Annotated in this window: 16 protein-coding genes; 9 read left to right on the top strand and 7 right to left on the bottom strand. The window is 38.3% G+C overall.

Annotated features, from left to right (window positions below; genetic code table 11):
* Positions 1-1,980, bottom strand: coding sequence for a DNA topoisomerase (ATP-hydrolyzing) subunit B (gyrB, locus tag Q8S25_RS05260; protein WP_305535561.1), 1,980 nt, complete (start codon positions 1,978-1,980; stop codon positions 1-3).
* 153 nt (positions 1,981-2,133) lie between these two features.
* Here gyrB and Q8S25_RS05255 point away from each other — a divergent pair, with 153 nt between their 5' ends.
* Complete coding sequence (locus Q8S25_RS05255; protein ID WP_305535559.1) at positions 2,134-3,057, top strand: AraC family transcriptional regulator; 924 nt, start codon at positions 2,134-2,136, stop codon at positions 3,055-3,057.
* Positions 3,058-3,064: 7 nt separating this feature from the next.
* Here Q8S25_RS05255 and Q8S25_RS05250 read toward each other — a convergent pair whose 3' ends face one another.
* Positions 3,065-4,147 carry a hypothetical protein gene (locus Q8S25_RS05250; protein WP_305535557.1) on the bottom strand — a complete coding sequence of 361 codons (1,083 nt, stop codon included), beginning with the start codon at positions 4,145-4,147 and terminating at the stop codon, positions 3,065-3,067.
* A gap of 17 nt (positions 4,148-4,164) precedes the next feature.
* Positions 4,165-5,157, bottom strand: a complete 993-nt coding sequence (locus Q8S25_RS05245; RefSeq protein ID WP_305535555.1) for a 2-hydroxyacid dehydrogenase — start codon at positions 5,155-5,157, stop codon at positions 4,165-4,167.
* A gap of 112 nt (positions 5,158-5,269) precedes the next feature.
* Here Q8S25_RS05245 and ileS point away from each other — a divergent pair, with 112 nt between their 5' ends.
* Entirely contained in the window at positions 5,270-8,641 is a 3,372-nt protein-coding gene (gene ileS / locus Q8S25_RS05240; RefSeq protein ID WP_305535553.1) for an isoleucine--tRNA ligase, read from the top strand.
* A gap of 5 nt (positions 8,642-8,646) precedes the next feature.
* On the top strand, positions 8,647-9,729 hold the full coding sequence (locus tag Q8S25_RS05235; protein ID WP_305535551.1) for a TraR/DksA C4-type zinc finger protein: 1,083 nt from the start codon (positions 8,647-8,649) through the stop codon (positions 9,727-9,729).
* Positions 9,730-9,783: 54 nt separating this feature from the next.
* Here the strand turns inward: Q8S25_RS05235 and Q8S25_RS05230 are convergent, their stop codons facing one another.
* On the bottom strand, positions 9,784-11,661 hold the full coding sequence (locus Q8S25_RS05230; RefSeq protein ID WP_305535549.1) for an ABC transporter ATP-binding protein: 1,878 nt from the start codon (positions 11,659-11,661) through the stop codon (positions 9,784-9,786).
* Between the two features lie 13 nt (positions 11,662-11,674).
* Here Q8S25_RS05230 and rbfA point away from each other — a divergent pair, with 13 nt between their 5' ends.
* Positions 11,675-12,034, top strand: coding sequence for a 30S ribosome-binding factor RbfA (gene rbfA, locus Q8S25_RS05225; protein ID WP_305535547.1), 360 nt, complete (start codon positions 11,675-11,677; stop codon positions 12,032-12,034).
* Positions 12,031-13,236, top strand: coding sequence for an FtsX-like permease family protein (locus Q8S25_RS05220; RefSeq protein WP_305535545.1), 1,206 nt, complete (start codon positions 12,031-12,033; stop codon positions 13,234-13,236). The genes rbfA and Q8S25_RS05220 overlap by 4 nt, the downstream gene beginning before the upstream one ends.
* Positions 13,237-13,273: 37 nt before the next feature.
* On the opposite strand, the gene Q8S25_RS05215 is transcribed toward Q8S25_RS05220, so the two are convergent.
* The gene (locus Q8S25_RS05215) at positions 13,274-14,116 is read right to left on the bottom strand and encodes a transketolase (protein WP_305535543.1); all 843 of its coding nucleotides are present in this window, start codon (positions 14,114-14,116) and stop codon (positions 13,274-13,276) included.
* A gap of 90 nt (positions 14,117-14,206) precedes the next feature.
* On the opposite strand from Q8S25_RS05215, the gene frr reads away from it, so the two are divergent.
* Complete coding sequence (gene frr, locus Q8S25_RS05210) at positions 14,207-14,770, top strand: ribosome recycling factor (protein ID WP_305535541.1); 564 nt, start codon at positions 14,207-14,209, stop codon at positions 14,768-14,770.
* Here the strand turns inward: frr and Q8S25_RS05205 are convergent, their stop codons facing one another.
* Positions 14,771-15,637 (bottom strand): DMT family transporter, encoded by an 867-nt coding sequence (locus Q8S25_RS05205; RefSeq protein ID WP_305535539.1) that lies wholly within the window; start codon positions 15,635-15,637, stop codon positions 14,771-14,773. It abuts the gene before it with no gap.
* Between the two features lie 67 nt (positions 15,638-15,704).
* On the opposite strand from Q8S25_RS05205, the gene Q8S25_RS05200 reads away from it, so the two are divergent.
* The 3 genes from Q8S25_RS05200 to Q8S25_RS05190 all read left to right on the top strand — a co-directional run bounded on the left by Q8S25_RS05200 (position 15,705) and on the right by Q8S25_RS05190 (position 17,816).
* Positions 15,705-16,451: a PPK2 family polyphosphate kinase gene (locus Q8S25_RS05200; RefSeq protein WP_305535537.1), complete on the top strand. Its 747-nt coding sequence runs from the start codon at positions 15,705-15,707 to the stop codon at positions 16,449-16,451.
* 28 nt (positions 16,452-16,479) lie between these two features.
* Positions 16,480-16,923 (top strand): large-conductance mechanosensitive channel protein MscL, encoded by a 444-nt coding sequence (mscL, locus tag Q8S25_RS05195; RefSeq protein WP_305535535.1) that lies wholly within the window; start codon positions 16,480-16,482, stop codon positions 16,921-16,923.
* Between the two features lie 77 nt (positions 16,924-17,000).
* Positions 17,001-17,816 carry a ScpA family protein gene (locus tag Q8S25_RS05190; RefSeq protein WP_305535533.1) on the top strand — a complete coding sequence of 272 codons (816 nt, stop codon included), beginning with the start codon at positions 17,001-17,003 and terminating at the stop codon, positions 17,814-17,816.
* A 35-nt stretch (positions 17,817-17,851) separates the two neighbouring features.
* Here Q8S25_RS05190 and dxs read toward each other — a convergent pair whose 3' ends face one another.
* Positions 17,852-19,786 (bottom strand): 1-deoxy-D-xylulose-5-phosphate synthase, encoded by a 1,935-nt coding sequence (gene dxs / locus Q8S25_RS05185; protein ID WP_305535531.1) that lies wholly within the window; start codon positions 19,784-19,786, stop codon positions 17,852-17,854.
* Positions 19,787-19,925 lie beyond the last annotated feature (139 nt).

Below are 19,925 nucleotides of genomic sequence, written 5' to 3'. Positions count from 1 at the left end.
TTATACGTCTATTCTAGCGTATTTAGCATGACTTTCGATGAATTCCCTTCTTGGGGCAACATCGTCTCCCATCAACATACTAAAGATTCTGTCAGCTTCCGCAGCACTTTCAATAGTAACACGTTTTAGGGTTCTACGGGCAGGGTCCATGGTAGTTTCCCATAATTGTTCGGCATTCATTTCACCTAATCCCTTATAACGTTGGATGGTAACACTGTCTTCTTTACCTGCACCCAGCCTTTCAATTAAGGCCTTACGTTGCTCCTCGCTATACGCATATTCTTGTTCCTTGCCTCTTTTAACCAAATACAAAGGGGGTTGGGCTATATATACACAGCCCTGTTCAACCAATTCCTTCATATACCTGAAAATAAAAGTAAGAATCAAAGTGGCAATATGAGAGCCATCTACGTCGGCATCGGTCATAATAATCAGCTTGTGGTAGCGGAGTTTAGCCGTATTCAGTGCTTTAGGATCGTCCGGCGTACCTACTGTTACACCCAATGCAGTGTACATATTGCGAATTTCTTCGTTTTCGTAGATTTTATGCTCCATGGCTTTTTCTACGTTCAATATTTTACCCCTTAATGGTAAAATAGCTTGGTAACTTCTATCTCTACCTTGCTTGGCAGTACCACCAGCCGAATCTCCTTCGACCAGGTACAATTCGCATTTAACAGGATCCTTTTCGCTACAATCTGCCAATTTACCTGGAAGACCGCCTCCTGTTAAAACGGTTTTACGTTGTACCATGTCGCGGGCTTTTTTTGCTGCAACACGGGCTTGGGCCGCTAATATAATTTTTGAGATAACTTGTTTGCTTTCTCTAGGGTTCTCCTCTAAATAGGCTTCTAAAGCGCGCGCAACAGTGGTTTGAACCACGCCACTTACTTCACTGTTTCCTAATTTAGTTTTGGTTTGACCTTCAAACTGAGGCTCGGGAACTTTAACAGAGATAATAGCGCTTAAGCCTTCTCTAAAATCGTCACCCTCTACCGTTACTTTGGCTCTTTCAAATAAACCTTCTTTATCTCCATAACTTTTGAATACCCTGGTTAGTGCCTGGCGGAAACCAGTTACGTGTGTGCCACCTTCAATGGTATTGATATTGTTAACGTAAGAGAAAATATTTTCTTTAAAATCGTCATTATAAGTTAGCGCAACTTCAACCGCAACATTGGTAGTTTCATCGTGGCCTTCTACAAATAAAGGAGCATTTAATATTGGGTTTCTGTTGGCATTTTTATCGAGCATTTGTACAAACTCAATAATACCACCTTCACTGTAGAAGTGACTGGTATAGGCATTTCCAGCGTCGTCCAATTCTCTTAAATCGGTAAGTGTGATATTGATTTTGCGGTTTAAGAAAGCCAGCTCTCTTAATCTACCTTCTAATATTTCTCTGCGATAAACAGATTCTTGAAAAATGGAAAGATCGGGCCAGAAATGCACTTTAGTTCCGGTGATACTACTAGTGCCGATTTCTCTTACTGGATATTTAGGTATACCAATGCCATACTCTTGTTCAAATATTTTTCCTTCTCTTTGAACGGTCACCAATAGTTTGGTACTTAAGGCGTTTACGCAACTTACCCCAACTCCATGTAATCCTCCAGACACTTTGTAGGTGTTTTTATCGAACTTACCCCCTGCGTGCAATACCGTCATTACCACTTCCAGTGCACTCCTTTTTTCCTTAGTATGCATGGCAGTTGGGATACCTCTACCATCATCTTGCACACTAATAGAATTGTCTTCGTGGATAGTTACGAAAATATTTTTACACCAACCAGCCAAAGCCTCATCAATGGAGTTGTCTACCACTTCATAAACCAAGTGATGCAACCCTTTTACCCCCACATCTCCAATATACATGGCGGGTCTTTTTCTAACCGCTTCTAATCCTTCGAGTACCTGAATACTATCTGCTCCGTAATTCTTATTTTCAGCAGCATGTTGTTTATCTAGTTCTTCGCTCATAAAGTCTTGTCTATCTTGCGTTTTAGTTCAATTTTGCAAGCTGACAAATGTACTTAATTTAAGGGGGATTTAGGCTGGTTTAATACCCTAGTTTTCCCCAAAATCAAAGGCTTATTTGCCAAATAGATGTTTATACATTAATTTTGCAGGTGCATGAACGCAGTAATGGACATATTGAAACAGGCTCAAAAGGGTGGAATTGATGCCAGTATGGATTTGTTGTATAAGAAAGAACAACATATTCCAGGTTCAATTCAATACACTATTCGCCGTTATTATGCCCAACATCCATGGGTGGCAGACGATAGTGGCATGATGGTTTACCATTACAATGAAAAAAAGCCCAAAGAAAACTACCTTGAACTGCGTTTTTGTATAACGGGTAATCGGTACTGTGCCGAACGCAGTTGTGGAATGTGTAATGAATTACCTACCATGAACTGTAGTGGCAAAACACAAACCTTAGACGTTTTTACTTTCCATTTTACTTCAACCTTTTTAAAGCAATTTGTACATAATGTTAAATTGGCCAATAGAAAAGATGAAGTATTGGCGTTTAAACACCCTAATGCATTTACTAAGTTATTTCCGCTTTGTGTTAGAAATAGAAATGTGTTAGACGCATTATTGAACCATAGTTATGCAGGTTCAATGGAAAATATTTTTGTGAATGCCAAAGTTCATGAACTGCTGTTGTATAGCATGGATTGTTTGGTGCACGAAAAAGAAGAAGGTTTTGCTTGTAAATTTTTAGCAGACGATGGCGGAAAGGAAAGAATTTATCAAGCGCGTGATATTTTGTTGCAGCATATTGGCGACCCCATTACCATTAAAGAGTTAAGCAGAAAAGTAGCCATGAATGAGTGTTACTTAAAGAAAGGCTTTAAAGAAGTTTTTGGTACCACCATTTTTGATTTCTATCAACAACAACGAATGGAACATGCTAAGTATTTGTTGTACGAAAAAAGCTTAAGTGTTACAGACGTTTCTGCATTATTAGGATACTCTTCTATCTCTCATTTTTCTGCAGCGTTCAAAAAGCATACTGGTCTAAAACCTTGTGAATTACTTAAATAAGTGTAGGTTATAATCCGTTCCAACCCTTGATGGTGATAGATTGTACAGTTGTGCCTGATGCAGTAGATTCATAAACTCTTTGATCTACTAAGCCAATTCCTTTTGCATAAGAAAGCTCTGCTTGTAAATTTAATGGAGCATAGGTAGTAGCTCCATCTAATTTTAGTAATAATTCTCTTTTTACTGTTATGATATCGGTATAAAGTGTACCCAATAAAGACATTTGTCGGCCTTTGTAAATGGTGGTAATTCTTAATTTAGCCCAACCAAATTGCAGGGTCCCATTAATATTAGCGCCCACATACAAGCTATCTGTATCATAAAATTGTCCGGGGTTTTTACTTTCGTCTAAATATGCAAAATCCATTTTTAAATTATTCACGATGGTATCGTAAATATAGAGGTAGTCAAATTCAGGGGTGCCATATTGAAAATACTTACCTGCTCCATCTTTTCTTAGAAAAACCTGGTCGCCAATATTGGTTGTGTAGCGGGTATAATTTTGTGTTGCCCCAGCATAAGTTTGTGGGTATAATCCTGTAGAAATGGTAGACCTGAACTCAGGTATTAATCCACCACCTACCGCAGGAAAAGCAGGAGTTAGTTCATAATTAATGTAACCATTAGCAGTAATGGGTAAATAGTCGTTGCTACTTGAACCATTGTTTACAGCCCCAATTGTGGTAATATCAAAAAAGCAGGTACTGTTTCCAAAATTAACCTGAAAAGTAAATGTGCCTGGTAATATAGGGCTGCCATTTCCCTTTAATTTGATGGTATTGGCACCTTGTACAAATGCAAAACTAGAATCTCTGAACCACATTCCATTTACTGTATCTGTAAAAATGGTATACTTGCCTTGGGTATTAAAATTGACAGAGACCAATACATAATTGCTGTCTGTTAGTGTTTCTAGTTCTTTATACTGACCCTTAATGGTTGCTGCTTTGCAAATACTTGAGCTATCAAGTAAACTTCCTGTTGCAATTCCGCCAAACCCTGGTCCTTCTGTACTCAATTCTTTTGAACAAGCCATCAAAACCGAAGCCACCAAAACAAAGAAGTATAAAATATGTACAGTCCTTTTCATTCCAATAAAGATATGAGTTACACTAATAATGCAGCCTGAGAATCCAATTTAGCATTTTCAAATAAGAGCTGAATATTATTTAACGTTGTTGTAGCAATTTGTTCCATGGCTTCCTGGGTAAAAAATGCCTGATGTGCGGTAATCAAAACATTGGGGAAACTCATTAAACGTTGAATTTCGTCGTCTTGAATAATGTCTTCTGATAAGTTTCTAAAAAACAATTTTTCCTCTTGTTCGTAAACATCTATTCCCAAGGCGCTAATTTGCCCCGATTTGAGTGCTTTTATGGCGTCACGAGTATTGATTAAGCCACCTCTGCTCGTATTAATCAATACTACACCTGGTTTCATATAGGCCATTGTGTCTTTATTAATCAAGTGCTTGGTTTGCTCATTCAATGGGCAATGCAAAGAGATGATATCTGCTTTTAACACTTCCATTAGTGGCTGATATAGTACGCCAGTTTCCTCCACTTCTTTATTTGCAATTAAATCAAAGGCAACCACTTTGCACCCAAAGCCCAACATGATTTTGCAAAACGCTTTCCCAATGTTTCCGGTGCCTATTACCCCAACTGTTTTGCCATGGAGATTATAGCCCAATAGACCTTGTAAAGAAAAATTTTGTTCCCGAACTCTATTGTAGGCTTTATGGGTTTTTCTATTCAAAGTGAGGAGCATGGCCACCGCGTGTTCTGCCACCGCTTCCGGGGAATAAGCTGGCACTCTACATACCTTAATTCCAGCAGCTTTTGCCGCTTCAAGGTCTACATTATTAAATCCAGCGCATCGAAGTGCAATAATCTTGGTTTTACCAGCGGCTAATTTTTGAATAACCCCCGCAGTTACTTTATCGTTTACAAAAACACAAACAGCTGCTGCGCCTGCTGCTAAATCGGCTGTTTGCTCATTCAATGATATATCAATAAATACTAATTCGTGTTTATCTTGGTTAAATTGGGTAAAAAAAGCCTTGTCATAAGGCTGCGCACTAAAAAACACTATTTTCATACCCAAATATACCGCATGATGCCCATTGCTAAAGCTCAGGCTTTGGATTTTTATTCGTGGTAGTATCCGTACCTTTGCACGAATTTTTTTAACAAGCTATCCGCAGAATATCATGAGCGCAAAGTATGCAGAGTTTTCGGGGTTAAACTTACCAGCTATAGAGCAAGAAATATTGGCCAAGTGGAAGGCCGAATCTGCTTTTGAAAAAAGTATTGATTTACGAGAAGGAAAAAAGCCTTTTGTATTTTTTGAAGGTCCTCCAAGTGCCAATGGTATGCCTGGTATTCACCACGTTATTTCGAGAACATTGAAAGACATGGTATGCCGTTACAAAACCATGCAAGGTTTTCAAGTAAAAAGAAAGGGGGGATGGGATACCCATGGTTTGCCAGTAGAATTAGGGGTAGAGAAAGAATTGGGTATTACCAAAGAAGACATCGGTAAAAAAATATCTATTGAAGACTACAATCAGAAATGTCGCGAAGCGGTATTGCGCTACAAAAAAGAGTGGGACGATATCACTACTAAAATGGGGTATTGGGTAGATTTAGAAAAGCCTTATGTAACTTTTGAAAATAATTATATTGAAACGCTTTGGTGGATTTTAAGTACCCTTTACAAAAAGGGATACTTATACGAGAGTGTTAGCATTCAACCCTATTCGCCTGCTGCTGGAACAGGATTAAGTTCTCATGAATTAAATCAGCCAGGTACTTACAAAGACGTGAAAGATACTTCTGCAGTTGCCATGTTTAAGGCAACTCAAGCATCTTTAAATAATAGTAAATGGTTTGCAGCGGTTGATCAAAATTTACTTATTAGCAAAGAAGTTTTCTTTATGGCTTGGACTACCACGCCATGGACCCTGCCTTCTAACTTAGGGTTAACTGTAGGCCCTAATATTGACTATGTATTGGTTAAAACATTTAACCCGTACACGTTTTTACCAGTGAATGTAATTTTAGCGAAAGCTTTATTGGGTAAGTATTTCAAGCCTGAAGGGGAGAATGCTTCTTTTGAGGAGTTCAATGAGAAAACCAAACTGTTGCCTTGGACCATACTGGCCAATTTTAAAGGGGCTGAAATAGAGGGCATGGAGTACGAACAATTGTTGCCCTATGAATCCAATTCTCTAGAAGCTGTTTTAGCCATCACGCCAGACGCCCAACCTTTTCGTGTAATCAGTGGTGATTTTGTAACCACCGAAGATGGTACGGGTATTGTGCATACAGCACCTGCTTTTGGCGCAGATGATTATAAAGTAGGTAAGAAGTTCAATATTGGTATTCTTACTATGGTAGATCGCGAAGGAAAATTTGTGGATGGTTTAGGTCCTTTCAGCAATCGATTTGTAAAAAATTACAAAGACGATCCTAATTATGAAGATGTAAACGTAGATATCTGTGTGCATTTGAAGAAAGCCAATCGTGCTTTTAAAGTAGAAAAATACGAACACAGTTATCCGCATTGTTGGAGAACCGATAAGCCCATTTTATACTATCCATTAGATGCTTGGTTTATTAAAACCACTGCAGTAAAAGATAGAATGGTAGAACTCAATAAAACCATCAACTGGAAACCCAAATCTACTGGGGAAGGCAGATTTGGCAATTGGTTAGAAAATATGGTAGACTGGAATTTAAGTAGGAGCCGTTATTGGGGAACGCCTTTGCCAGTTTGGAGAACAGAAGATGGGTCTGAAGAAATTTGTATTGGCTCTATTGCCGAATTGAATGAAGGTATTCGCAAAGCCAGTGAAGTTTTGGGTGGAGAGATCAATAAAAATTATTTACACGGCGGTATTTTAGATTTGCATAAACCATTTGTAGATGAAATTATTTTGGTGAGCCCTACTGGTAAACCAATGACCCGTGTACCCGATTTAATTGACGTTTGGTTTGATAGTGGAGCCATGCCTTATGCTCAATGGCATTATCCATTTGAGAACAAAGAATTGATTGATAAAGGAGAAGCTTTTCCTGCAGATTTTATTGCGGAAGGGGTAGATCAAACCCGCGGTTGGTTTTATACCCTGCATGCTTTAGGCGTTATGCTATTTGATAGTGTGGCATATAAAGCGGTGGTGAGCAATGGATTGGTATTAGACAAGAATGGAAATAAAATGAGTAAGCGCCTTGGTAATGTGGTGAACCCATTTGAAACCATAGAACAATATGGTGCAGATGCAACCAGATGGTACTTAATCACCAATGCTTCTCCTTGGGATAACCTAAAGTTTGACATGGCTGGTATTCAAGAAGTGCAGCGTAAATTTTTTGGTACCTTATATAATACTTACCAATTCTTTACACTTTATGCAAATGTAGACGGCTTTGCTTACAAGGAGGCTCCAATCCCTCTAGACCAAAGACCTGAAATTGATCGTTGGATTTTATCTTCTTTAAATACTTTAATAAAACAAGTAACCAATTACATGAACGACTTTGAGCCAACTTTGGCAGGTCGAGCAGTTGAGTCATTTGTAGATGCTCAATTAAGTAATTGGTATGTTCGTTTATGCAGAAGACGTTTTTGGAAAGGCGAATACGAAACAGATAAAATTAGTGCTTACCAAACCTTGTACGAATGTTTAGAAACAGTAGTTCGTTTAATTGCACCTATTTCACCCTTCTTTAGTGATGCGGTTTTTGCCAATTTGAATGCGGTAACCAATCGATTTAATGTAGCTTCTGTTCACCATGCTGATTATCCCGTTTACGATGAATCAATGGTAGATCCATTATTAGAAGAGCGTATGCAATTGGCACAAGAAACCTGTTCATTGGTTTTGTCGTTGCGTAAGAAAGTGAATATTAAAGTTCGTCAGCCATTACAAAAAGTAATGATTCCGGTACTAGATGTTCAAATGAAAGAGCAACTAGAAAAAATGGAAGCTTTAATAAAAGCAGAAGTGAATGTGAAAGAAATGGAATACATCACTGCAACTCAAGGAGTGATTAGCAAAAAAATTAAAGCCAATTTTAAAACCCTAGGTGCCAAATTAGGTGCTTCAATGAAAGAAGCTGCTGCAGCTATTGCTGGGTTTACCCAAGACCAAATTGCTGCATTGGAAAGTGCTGGGTCTATTGAGCTTACCCTTTCTGCCGGATCATTCACCATTGATATGCTCGATGTAGAAATTACCGCCGAAGATATACCGGGTTGGAGTGTAGCTTCTAAGGGAAAATTGACCGTTGCCTTAGATATTACCCTTTCCGAGGAGTTAAAACAAGAAGGTGAGGCAAGAGAATTCGTAAATCGTGTACAAAATATTAGAAAAGAATCGGGTTTTGAACTAACAGACCGTATATTCGTACAGTTACCCGAAGGCACCCCCCTAAAGCCTTCTATTATTAAATTTAACGACTATATTTGCCGCGAAATATTGGCAGATGGCATTGAATGGGTGTTAGATCTTGCGTCTGGCACACCAATAGAAGTAAATGACATTGCATTAACCGTGGTTGTAAACAAAAAAGGATAAGACCTATGGCTACAAAGAAACCAGCCCCCAAAGCAACTCCCAAAAAAGCTGTAAAGGCGGCTCCAGCCAAAGCTGCAGCAAAACCTGCTGCAAAGGCACCAGCTAAGCCTGCTGCTAAACCAGCGGCCAAAGCGCCTGCAAAACCTGTTGCAAAAGCACCAGCTAAACCTGCTCCTAAAGCGCCTGCTAAACCAGCAGCCAAAGCGCCTGCAAAACCAGTTGCAAAAGCACCAGCAAAGCCAGCTGCTAAACCAGCGGCCAAAGCACCTGCTAAACCTGTTGCAAAAGCGCCAGTAAAGCCAGCTGCTAAACCAGCGGCCAAAGCACCTGTAAAACCTGTTGCAAAAGCGCCAGTAAAGCCAGCTGCTAAACCAGCGGCCAAAGCACCTGCTAAAACAGTAGCGCCTGCTAAACCTGTTGCAAAAGCACCAGTGAAAGCTGCTCCAGTTGCAAAGCCTGCAGTTAAAGCAGCTCCTGCTCCAGCAAAACCTGCTGCACCAGCACCTGCGCCTGCAAAACCAGCCGCACCTGCAAAACCAGTGGTTAAAGCCCCACCTGCACCTCCTGTAAAACCAGTAAAAAAAGTGCCAGGTCCTATAAAAGACGTGAAAGTACCTAAGATCAATACCAAGTCGAGTGTTACCTATAGCCCAGGCTATACCCCATTAGAAAAAAGAGTAGAAGCACCTAAACCGCAGGGTCCATTGGTTAAATACAATGACACAGACTTAGCAGAGTTTAGAGAGCTGATTAACAAAAAACTGGAAGCCGCTAAAAAAGAATTAGCGTATTTACAGGGGTTAATTACTCGTAAAGATGAAATGGGCGGAGACAATGACGATGCTCGTTATATGACCATGGAAGATGGTACTATGAGCATGGAAAAAGAACAATTAAGCCAAATGGCTAGTCGTCAAATTACCTATATTGACCACTTAGAGAAAGCAATTATGCGTATTGAAAGTAAAACCTATGGTATCTGCAGAGTTACCGGCCGTTTAATTGACAAGGCAAGGTTGCGTGCTGTACCACATGCTACATTAAGCTTAGAAGCTAAATTAGGACTGGTAAAGCCCAATCAAGATTAATTTAGTTCAACCAAACTAACTGGTATATAGAGCCCCGAATTATTTCGGGGTTTTTTATTTTACTTCTTGCATATCTACTAACTTTCTGTAGATACCTCCTTGGGCCAATAAGTTATCGTGGGTGCCACGTTCTGCAATTTCTCCTTTTTGCAATACGATAATTTCGTCGGCATGCCTAATGGTACTTAGCCTATGTGCAATTACAATAGAAGTTCTGTTCTGCATCATATTATTAATAGCGTCTTGCACCAATCTTTCACTTTCTGTATCTAATGAGGAAGTAGCTTCATCTAAAATAAGGATGGGTGGGTTTTTTAACACTGCTCTTGCAATTGTAACTCTTTGTCTTTCACCTCCACTCAATTTGCCACCACGGTCGCCAATATTAGTATAAAAGCCGGCTTCTTTTTTATGAATAAAATCGGAAGCATTGGCCACTTTAGCCGCATGTTCTATATCTTGGTCGTTTACATTGTCAATTCCTAACGCAATATTACCAGCAATAGTATCATTAAATAATATAGGTTCTTGGGTTACAATTCCCATCATAGATCTAATGCTGTGTAAGGTGTACTCTTTAATATTAATGCCATCAATTAAAATTTCACCGCTGCTTACGTCATGAAATCTTGGAACTAAATCGGCTAAGCTGCTTTTTCCTGCTCCAGATGAACCCACTAATGCAATGGTCTTTCCCTTTTGAATTGTAAGGTTGATATTTTTTAAAATAGGCGTGTCGTTGTAAGAGAATCCAACATTTTTAAATTCTATGGAATGCTCAAATTGCGTTAAAGTTTTGGCATTCGGCAAGTCTGTAACGGTAATAGGTGCTTGTAAAATTTCCTCTATACGCTGAATGGCTGCACTACCTCTTTGTGCGTTGTAAAACGCAGTGGATAAGGATTTGGCAGGATTGATGATTTGGGTAAAAATGACAATATAGTTAATAAAGCCAGTGGCTTCTAAACCAGCTTCGTTGTTTAATACCAATCTTCCCCCAAACCAAAGAATGCAACTCAGCACCATCACCCCCATGAATTCAGACATGGGAGAAGCCAAGTCTTTTCTAAAATTCATTTTATTGCGAATATGGTTCAGGTTATTATTGGTACTGAAAAAACGATTGCGTAAAATTTTCTCTGCATTAAATGCTTTGATAACCCTAAGTCCACCCAATGTTTCATCTAGAATACTCATGAGTGTTCCCAGTTCTTCTGCAGATGCAGTGGATTGTTTTTTTAGTGATCTGCTAATTCTACCAATTAAAAAACCCGTTAATGGCAAGAGTACCAATAAGAATACGGATAGTACTGGGCTAATGTATACCAATACGCCTAGAATAATTAAGATATTTAAAGGGTCTCTAATTAATCCTTCTAACGTGCTCATAACACTCCATTCTACTTCGTTGGCATCATTACTCATTCTACTGATGATGTCTCCTTTTTTCTGTTCGGTAAAGAAGCCAATAGGGAGCTGTAAAATTTTTGCATATAAGTCAGACCTTAATTTGGTCATCACGTAGTTACGCATAGGAGCCAACACCCTAAAAGACAAATAAGTAAATGCGTTTTTGAAAAATATGGAAACTATAATGATAATACAAATAGCCCCCAATGCATATACTTCCCCCTTTTCTTGAATGAGCATACTTAAATAATATTTTAAGTGCGCCAGTATTGCATCTGCCCCGTCGGAAGTAAAACTTAGCGTAGGCTTGCTGGTTATTAATTTTTCTTTGGCAAATAATAAGCCTAAGAAAGGGGCCAGCATCACCAATGAAATCAATGAAAAAATGATAGAAAGTAGGTTGAAAACAACGTATAATACAATGTTTTTCTTTTGACTACGCAGGTAATATAAGATTCGCTCAAAACGCTTCATACAGGAATAAATGGTGAAACAAGGCAAAGTAACTAATTTTACACCCATAAACCTTGATATTATGGAGGAAGGAAAAAGACAGCGGCAGGTAGCCGGAGCATTACAAGAACAATTCAATGATATATTCAGAAGATTAAACCTATCTATGATAGATGGGGGAATGGTCTCAATAGCCAGTGTTAAAGTAACACCAGACTTGCTTGAAGCAAGGGTTTATTTGAGTTTGTTTCAAGTAAAGGACGCGGCGGCGGTAATGAAGAAAATTGAATCTAAAGCTTGGGAAATTAAGAAAGAGTTGGCCGATAAAATGAAACACCAGCTTAGAAGAATTCCGGTTATTCATTTTTATAATGACGATACCTTAGATTATGTATTTAAAATGGAAGAAGTATTTAAGAAAATAAATGAGAAAGGCGAATGAACCTGCTCTTTGCCTGGCGCTATTTTCGCTCTAAAAAAACCACCAATGCAATCAATATTATTGCATGGATAGCCATCACAGCAATAGCGGTTGGTACTGCCTCTTTAATTATTATTCTAAGTGTATTCAATGGATTTGAAGACTTAGTGAAAGGGTTGTATGGAGATTTTTATCCTGCCTATAAAGTAGTTCCTGTTAAAGGAAAAACGTTTGAATTAAGTTCTGTACAAGCAAGTCAATTAAAGGGTATAAAAGATATAAAAGCGTACAGTTTTGTAGCTGAAGAAAAAGCACTGTTAACAGGTGCCTATCAAACAATAGTTACCATAAAAGGGGTGGAGAATAATTATACTCAAGTAAACCCTATTCAGCAATATATTAGAAGAGGAAGTTTTGAATTAGGTAATGCCAATATCCCTGGAATTGTTATGGGTGGCGGAATTGAAAACGCTGCTGGAATAAATACCGAGAAAGTTTTTGAAGCAGCTACTTTATATTTTCCTAATCGGAGTGGGAATTTATTAACTGGAGATGGATTGAATTCTTTTTCAGTGATACCTTCAGGTGCATTTATTGTGCAACAAGAATTTGACAATAAATATGCGTTCACCAATTTGGCTTTTGTACAGTATATGTTGGGGCTAAAACCCAATGAATACAGTGCCATCGAAATCAATGCGAAAGAGAACAATAGCAACCTAGTAAAGCAATTACAAACGGTATTAGGTAATCAAGTTCAAATTCAAACCCGGTACCAACAAAATGCGGCTTTGTATTCAGTTATGCAACTAGAAAAATGGGTGATCTATGGCATACTTTCTTTAATTCTGGTAGTGGCTGCATTTAATATGATTGGTGCATTGAGTATGTTGGTTTTAGAAAAACAAAAAGACATTGCTGTATTGAGGGCGCTTGGTGCTTCTAGCAATAGAATTAGGAATATTTTTTTGTTAGAAGGATTATTGCTTGCAACTATTGGGGCAGGAGCCGGCATTGTGCTGGGAGGAGGAATATGCTGGGTACAAGAACAATTCCACTTAATAAAATTGGGTGGCTCCACATTTATCATTGATTATTATCCAGTTAAAACATTGCCGCTAGACTTTATACTCGTATTGTTAACCGTTACTGCTATTTCCTTTACTGCAGCTTGGGTAACTGCGCAAAAAACAAGTGCGCAACCTTTTGAGCTGCGCACTTAAGTATAATAGAGGTTAACCCCCTGAAATAACTGTTGTTTTAATAGTCACCTAAAGTTTCTGGTAATTGAGCCAATGCTTTAGCCAACTGCTCGTCGCTTGGTGCAATTCCATGCCATTCGTGGCTACCTTCCATAAAATCAACCCCTTTACCCATTTCTGTTTTCATTAAAATGCAGATGGGTTTACCATTTCCAGTTATTGACTTGGCTTTGTCTAACACAGACACCACGCTATCCATATCGTTTCCATCCATGTCTAGCACCGTCCAATCAAAGGCTTCAAACTTACTGCGCAAATTGCCCAAAGACAATACTTTGCTGGTAGGTCCGTCAATTTGTTGGCCATTCAAATCTACTATACTGATCAGGTTGTCTACTTTATTGTGAGAAGCAAACATTACTGCTTCCCAAATTTGTCCTTCCTGTAATTCGCCGTCGCCATGTAATGAAAAAACCAAATGCGGGTCTTGGTTTAATTTCTTGGTGAGTGCTGCGCCTACAGCCACGCTCATCCCTTGACCCAATGAACCACTGGCAATACGAACCCCAGGTAAATGTTCGTGGGTAGTAGGATGTCCTTGTAAACGCGTATTAATTTTTCTAAAACTGGCCAATTCTTTTACTTCAAAATAGCCGGCACGCGCCAACACAGAATAATACAAAGGAGAAATATGTCCATTCGACAAAAAGAACAGGTCTTCTTGTTTTCCATCCATGTTAAAATGAACATCGTGCTTCATACTATGGAAATAGAGTGCAGTTACTACATCGGTACATCCCAATGATCCACCTGGATGACCGCTTTGAACCCCGTGCACCATGCGCACGATGTCTCTTCTAACTTGGGTTGCAGTGCTTTTTAAATCAGCTATACTTGCCATACAAATTCGGTAATTTACGGCGAAGATAAAAGCATTTAATGCATAAAGTATGGATTCATTTATTAAATTTGCCCCACTTAAATTTTAATTATGTCTGAAGAATTAGGAATGATCATAGATGATGCTACGGATACCATGAAAAAAGCCATTGCGCACTTAGAAGTGGAGCTAGTTAAAATTAGAGCAGGAAAAGCCAACCCAAATATGTTAGATGGGATTAATGTAGACTATTATGGATCACCCACCCCTATTGCACAAGTAGCTAATATTACTGTTTTAGATGCCAGAACCATCAGTATACAACCATGGGAAAAGAATATGTTGGCATTAATAGAGCGTTCTATTATGGCAGCTAATATTGGCATAACACCTCAGAATGATGGGGTTCAAATTAGGTTGTTTATGCCACCATTAACCGAAGAAAGAAGAAAGGAATTGGTGAAGAAAGCTGGTGGAGAAGGAGAGCAGGCAAAAGTGGCCATTAGAAATATCCGCAGAGACGCTATTGAAGACGTGAAGAAATTACAGAAAGATGGCTTAAGTGAAGACGCAGCTAAAGATGCAGAAAAAGAGATTCAAGAATTAACAGATAAGCATATTGCTTTGGTAGAAAAACATTTGGCTAACAAAGAAAAAGAAATGATGACCGTTTAATTATTTCTTATTAGCTAAATAAACCCCCACTAAAATAATTCCGCAGCAGGTAACCTGAACAAGGTTTACCTGTTCGCCACCCCAAATGCCCCAACCAATTGCTACAAAGGGTATTCCATATGTTACCATGGAAGCAAATAATGCGCCGGCTCTCTTTACCAACATATAAAATAAAACGGAAGCCACTGCAGTACCAAAGATTCCTAAAACTGCAGATGCACCTGTAGAGAGCAAATAAGCGTCTTCGGTTAAGGGTAATGCAAAATAACCCGTGAAATATAAAATGATGGAACATGGAATCAACAAGAATACAAATGCCATTGATGCAATTTCTATAGAGCCAATACCTTGCATATGTTTACCAACCATATTTACATTAATGCCATAAAACAATGTGGCCAATAATACCAGCAAAGAATAAGAGAAGTATTCTAAGCTTATATTGGACCCTGCCGCTACTAGTAAAGACAATCCAATAAAACCTACAATAATTCCTATTAATTGCATTTTTTTTACTTGTAGTTGAAAGAAGGAAATGCCTGTTAGTATTACAAATAGTGGGGTTAAAGCATTCATGATGCCTGCCAACGCACTGTCAATTTTTGTTTCTGCAATGCAAAATAAATAAGCAGGAAAAAAACTTCCCAATAAACCAGATAATACCACTACGCCTCTTTTTTCCTTAGGAATATTGCGTAAAGCTTTTAATGCAAATGGCAACAACACCAGCCCCGCACTAATAATACGAATGGAAGCAACCTGATAGGGGCTTAATACATTCATGCCGCCTTTCATTAATATGAAAGAACTGCCCCAAATAAGACAGAGTAAACTAAAAATGAACCAATTCAGTAATTGCTTTTGCACAGTCAAATTTTATCAAAGATGCCGTTTTTACGGTTCTAAATCAATACATTTAAGTAAACAATGAATTATGCAAACAGTTCGCTTAAGTAAAATTAGTACGAAAGCCCCCAAGCAATTCAACAAAGAAAAAACAAAGGCAAAAACTGCTTTGATTTTGAAAGAGCTTACCGAGTTGCAAAATTTATTATATGCAGAATCAAAGTATTCTTTACTGATTGTTATACAAGGAATGGATGCAAGTGGAAAAGATGGGCTAATCAGAGATGTATTTGGCGTAATGAATCCACAAGGCGTTCAGGTAGAATCTTTTAAAGCCCCCTCTACAAAAGAACTGTCGCACGATTTTTTATGGAGAATACATATGCATGCCCCATCTAAAGGCATGATTCAAGTATTTAATCGCTCTCATTATGAAGACATATTAATTACCAGGGTACATAAATGGTGCGATGATGCTTTGGCCATTAAAAGAATGAAAGCCATCAACGATTTTGAAGAAATACTGGAAGTGCATAATCATACACATATTTTAAAATTTTATTTACATATTAGCCCAGAAGAACAGAACCAACGATTATTAGAAAGATTAGAAGACAAAACAAAGCAATGGAAATACAATGAGCAAGATTTAGTGGAAGCCAAATTATGGGACCAATATATGCGGGTATATCAAGATTGCTTTAATAAATGCAACAAAGTTCCCTGGCATATTATTCCTTCCGATCAAAACTGGTACAAAGAATATTTAGTAGCCGAAACGATTCTAACTACATTAAAAAATTTAAAAATGCGTTTTCCAGGTTTGAAGAAATAACTATATTTCAGGTATAAATTTTTTTATTATGGGAATGATTAAAGAATTCAAAGAGTTTGCCGTAAGAGGCAATTTAGTAGATACCGCTGTAGCATTTGTAATGGGGGTATCCTTTGGAAAAATTGTTACTTCTTTTGTGGATGGAATCATTATGCCATTGGTTGGTATGCTAACTGGTGGAGTTGATTTTAATGATAAAAAATGGGTGTTACAGCAAGCTGTTGATGCCGTTAAAGATGCTGCAGGCACGGTGGTTACCCCTGCCGTTACCGAAGTCTCTATAAAATATGGGGAGTTTATAACTAATTTAATCGACTTTGTAATAGTGGCATTTGCCGTATTTATGGTAATAAAGGCATTGAATAAGTTGAAGAAAGCAGAAGCGCCTGCCCAACCTGCGCCTCCTCCAGGACCAACAGATGCAGAAAAACTACTTGCTGAAATAAGGGATTCACTCAAAAAAGTGAATTAAGGTATTTTGGTGGATAACTATTCTTGAAACAGGGCTAAAATAGGCCCTGTTTTCTTTTCTTTGTAAAAAACCGGAACGTGAGTACTGTAAACTATCAAATTAAACTAGATCAGTTTGAAGGCCCTTTTGACCTTTTGTTGTTCTTTATAGAAAGAGATGAACTAGATATCTATAATATTCCCATCACTAAAATCATTAACGACTTTTTAGATTTCATTCATGGATCAGAAAAGCTGAATATTGAATTGAGTTCTGAGTTCATTTTATTTGTGTCTACTTTAATGCGCATCAAAGCAAGATTATTGTTGCCAAGAAAAGAAATTGATGCATCAGGAAATGAAATAGATCCACGTCAAGAATTGATTGACAAAATTCTCGAGTACAAAAAATTCAAAGAAGCTGCAGTGCAAATGGCCGAGATGGAAGCCATGCGTATGTTGATGGTGAAAAGAGGAAATTTACAAAAAGAAATCTCTTCTATTGGGGAGGAAGCATCTGAAGGAACTGAAATACAGAATATTACTTTATTCAAGCTAATGAAGGCTTTTGAAAAAGTAATGCAGCGCGTACATGATAGACAAAACAAACCTGTTCATACAGTTGTGCGTTACAATTATACCATGGAAGGCAGTAGAGACTATATGCTCGATTTTGTGGGTAGAGAAAAGACCGTTGCTTTTGAAAAAGTATTTGAAATTTGTGAAGACCGCATTCATGCCATTTTCTTATTCTTATCTATTTTAGAATTGTCTCAACAGAAATACATGAAATTATTGGTAGGTCAAGGAATGAATAATTTCATTGTTGAGTGGAATGAAAATAGAGAAGCGGATATTGCTGATGAGGGCTTAACCGAAGAAGAAAGAACAGAACAAGAAGGAAGTTTTGAATAAAAAAAGGGCAGTGTTTTAACATTGCCCTTTTTGGTTTATTGTAATATATTATTAGATACGTTCACTGTTGATTTCATCAGTTCACGCACTGCGTCTGCAATTCCTTCTGCATCGTAAGCGCATTCTCTGTGTAGTTCTTTAGGTGTTCCGTGTTCTACCAATCTATCAGGGATACCTAAGATTTTTACATCGGCTTTGTAACTATTCGCGTTCATGAATTCTAACACAGCCGATCCAAATCCACCTACAACCGTTCCATCTTCTACTGTTACAATTTTTGAATAGTTACTAAACACTTCGTGTAGTAAAGCTTCATCAATGGGTTTTACAAAACGGATATCATAATGAGCCGGATCAATGCCTTCTGTTCTTAAATTACGAATGGCAGCTTGTGCAAAATTTCCTGGATGTCCAAAGCTTAAGATGGCCACTTCTTTTCCATCTTTTAACTTACGACCTGTTCCAATTTCAATGGCTTCAAAAGGCGTTCTCCATTCTGGCATAACGCCTTCTCCTCTTGGATAACGAATTACCATAGGATACTTTGTTTCATCCAATTGTGCAGTGTACATTAAGTTGCGCAATTCCTTTTCATTCATGGGTGCAGCAATAACTAAATTGGGTATGCAACGCATGAAAGAAATATCATAACAACCATGGTGGGTAGGTCCATCTTCACCTACTAAACCAGCACGGTCTAAACAAAATACAACAGGTAATTTTTGCAATGCAACATCGTGTACCACTTGGTCGTAAGCACGTTGCATAAACGAAGAATAAATATTACAGAACACCCTTAATCCCTGCGTAGCCATACCCGCACTTACGGTAACTGCATGTTGCTCACAAATGCCTACATCAAATGCGCGATCAGGCATTTTATCCATCATGAATTTAAGCGATGACCCGCTAGGCATAGCTGGCGTAACACCCATTACTTTGGGGTTGGCTTCTGCTAATTCAATCATGGTATGTCCAAATACATCTTGGTACTTAGGAGGTTGTGGTATATCAATTTTCTTTTTGAAAATCTCTCCTGTTGTTTTATCAAATAAGCCGGGTGCATGCCACTTGGTTTGGTCTTTTTCTGCTAGTTCGTATCCCTTCCCCTTAGTGGTTATGATATGCAATAATTTTGGACCAGGTATTTCTCTTAGGTCTTTTAATGTGTCTACTAATTTGGTAATATTATGGCCGTCAATTGGACCAAAATAACGCAGCTTCAATGCTTCAAATAAATTGCTGCTCTTGTTCACCACCCCCTTAATACTGGCTTCCATTTTTGAAGCCATTTCTCTGCTGAAATTTTTTCCAACAGGTAGTTTGCCCATTAAGTTCCAAATTTCATCTCTTACTTTATTATAAGTAGGAGAGGTACTGATATCAGTTAAATATTCTTTTAAAGCACCCACGTTAGGGTCAATGCTCATGCAGTTGTCGTTCAAAATAATCAATACATCACTGTCGGCAACACCTGCATGGTTCATGGCTTCAAATGCCATACCCGCTGTCATAGAACCATCCCCAATAATGGCCACTGATTTTCTGTTTTCGCCTTTGTGCTTTGCTGCAATGGCCATACCTAATGCAGCAGAAATAGAAGTAGAAGAATGCCCAACGCCAAAAGTGTCGTATTCACTTTCAGAACGTTTAGGGAAACCACTTAATCCTTTGTATTTACGGTTGGTGGGAAAATTGTCTCTTCTTCCAGTTAATATTTTGTGTCCATATGCCTGATGGCCTACATCCCAAACCAATTGGTCGTATGGGGTATTATAGATATAATGCAATGCCACCGACAATTCTACTACGCCTAAGCTAGCAGCAAAATGCCCGCCATGCACACTTACTACATCTATGATATATTGTCTTAATTCGTTGCAAATTTGGTGTAACTGAGCTCTGCTGAGTTTTTTAAGGTCTTCAGGGCTATTGATATTGTTGAGTAAAGGACCAGGAACAAACTCCATGTACTGCTTAATTTAGTGGTAAAAATACAATAACATCCGATAAAAAAGAAGGTTCAGCCTTCTGTTACATTATTTTAAGCCAACCAGCCGCTGAATTTGCCTTTAATCCAATTTGTTCCTTTTCAAGGGCTTAGCTATA

Source organism: Sediminibacterium sp. (genome assembly GCF_030695065.1).
In the GTDB taxonomy this organism is placed as follows: domain Bacteria; phylum Bacteroidota; class Bacteroidia; order Chitinophagales; family Chitinophagaceae; genus Sediminibacterium.
The sequence above is the reverse complement of the archived record's forward strand: the minus strand, read 5'-3'. Positions and strand labels throughout refer to the sequence as shown.

Coding starts and splice junctions, on each gene's coding strand:
- gyrB (WP_305535561.1), bottom strand. CDS start 1,980: ATGAGCGAAGAACTAGATAAACAACATGCTGCTGAAAATAAGAATTAC.
- Q8S25_RS05255 (WP_305535559.1), top strand. CDS start 2,134: ATGAACGCAGTAATGGACATATTGAAACAGGCTCAAAAGGGTGGAATT.
- Q8S25_RS05250 (WP_305535557.1), bottom strand. CDS start 4,147: ATGAAAAGGACTGTACATATTTTATACTTCTTTGTTTTGGTGGCTTCG.
- Q8S25_RS05245 (WP_305535555.1), bottom strand. CDS start 5,157: ATGAAAATAGTGTTTTTTAGTGCGCAGCCTTATGACAAGGCTTTTTTT.
- ileS (WP_305535553.1), top strand. CDS start 5,270: ATGAGCGCAAAGTATGCAGAGTTTTCGGGGTTAAACTTACCAGCTATA.
- Q8S25_RS05235 (WP_305535551.1), top strand. CDS start 8,647: ATGGCTACAAAGAAACCAGCCCCCAAAGCAACTCCCAAAAAAGCTGTA.
- Q8S25_RS05230 (WP_305535549.1), bottom strand. CDS start 11,661: ATGGGTGTAAAATTAGTTACTTTGCCTTGTTTCACCATTTATTCCTGT.
- rbfA (WP_305535547.1), top strand. CDS start 11,675: ATGGAGGAAGGAAAAAGACAGCGGCAGGTAGCCGGAGCATTACAAGAA.
- Q8S25_RS05220 (WP_305535545.1), top strand. CDS start 12,031: ATGAACCTGCTCTTTGCCTGGCGCTATTTTCGCTCTAAAAAAACCACC.
- Q8S25_RS05215 (WP_305535543.1), bottom strand. CDS start 14,116: ATGGCAAGTATAGCTGATTTAAAAAGCACTGCAACCCAAGTTAGAAGA.
- frr (WP_305535541.1), top strand. CDS start 14,207: ATGTCTGAAGAATTAGGAATGATCATAGATGATGCTACGGATACCATG.
- Q8S25_RS05200 (WP_305535537.1), top strand. CDS start 15,705: ATGCAAACAGTTCGCTTAAGTAAAATTAGTACGAAAGCCCCCAAGCAA.
- mscL (WP_305535535.1), top strand. CDS start 16,480: ATGGGAATGATTAAAGAATTCAAAGAGTTTGCCGTAAGAGGCAATTTA.
- dxs (WP_305535531.1), bottom strand. CDS start 19,786: ATGGAGTTTGTTCCTGGTCCTTTACTCAACAATATCAATAGCCCTGAA.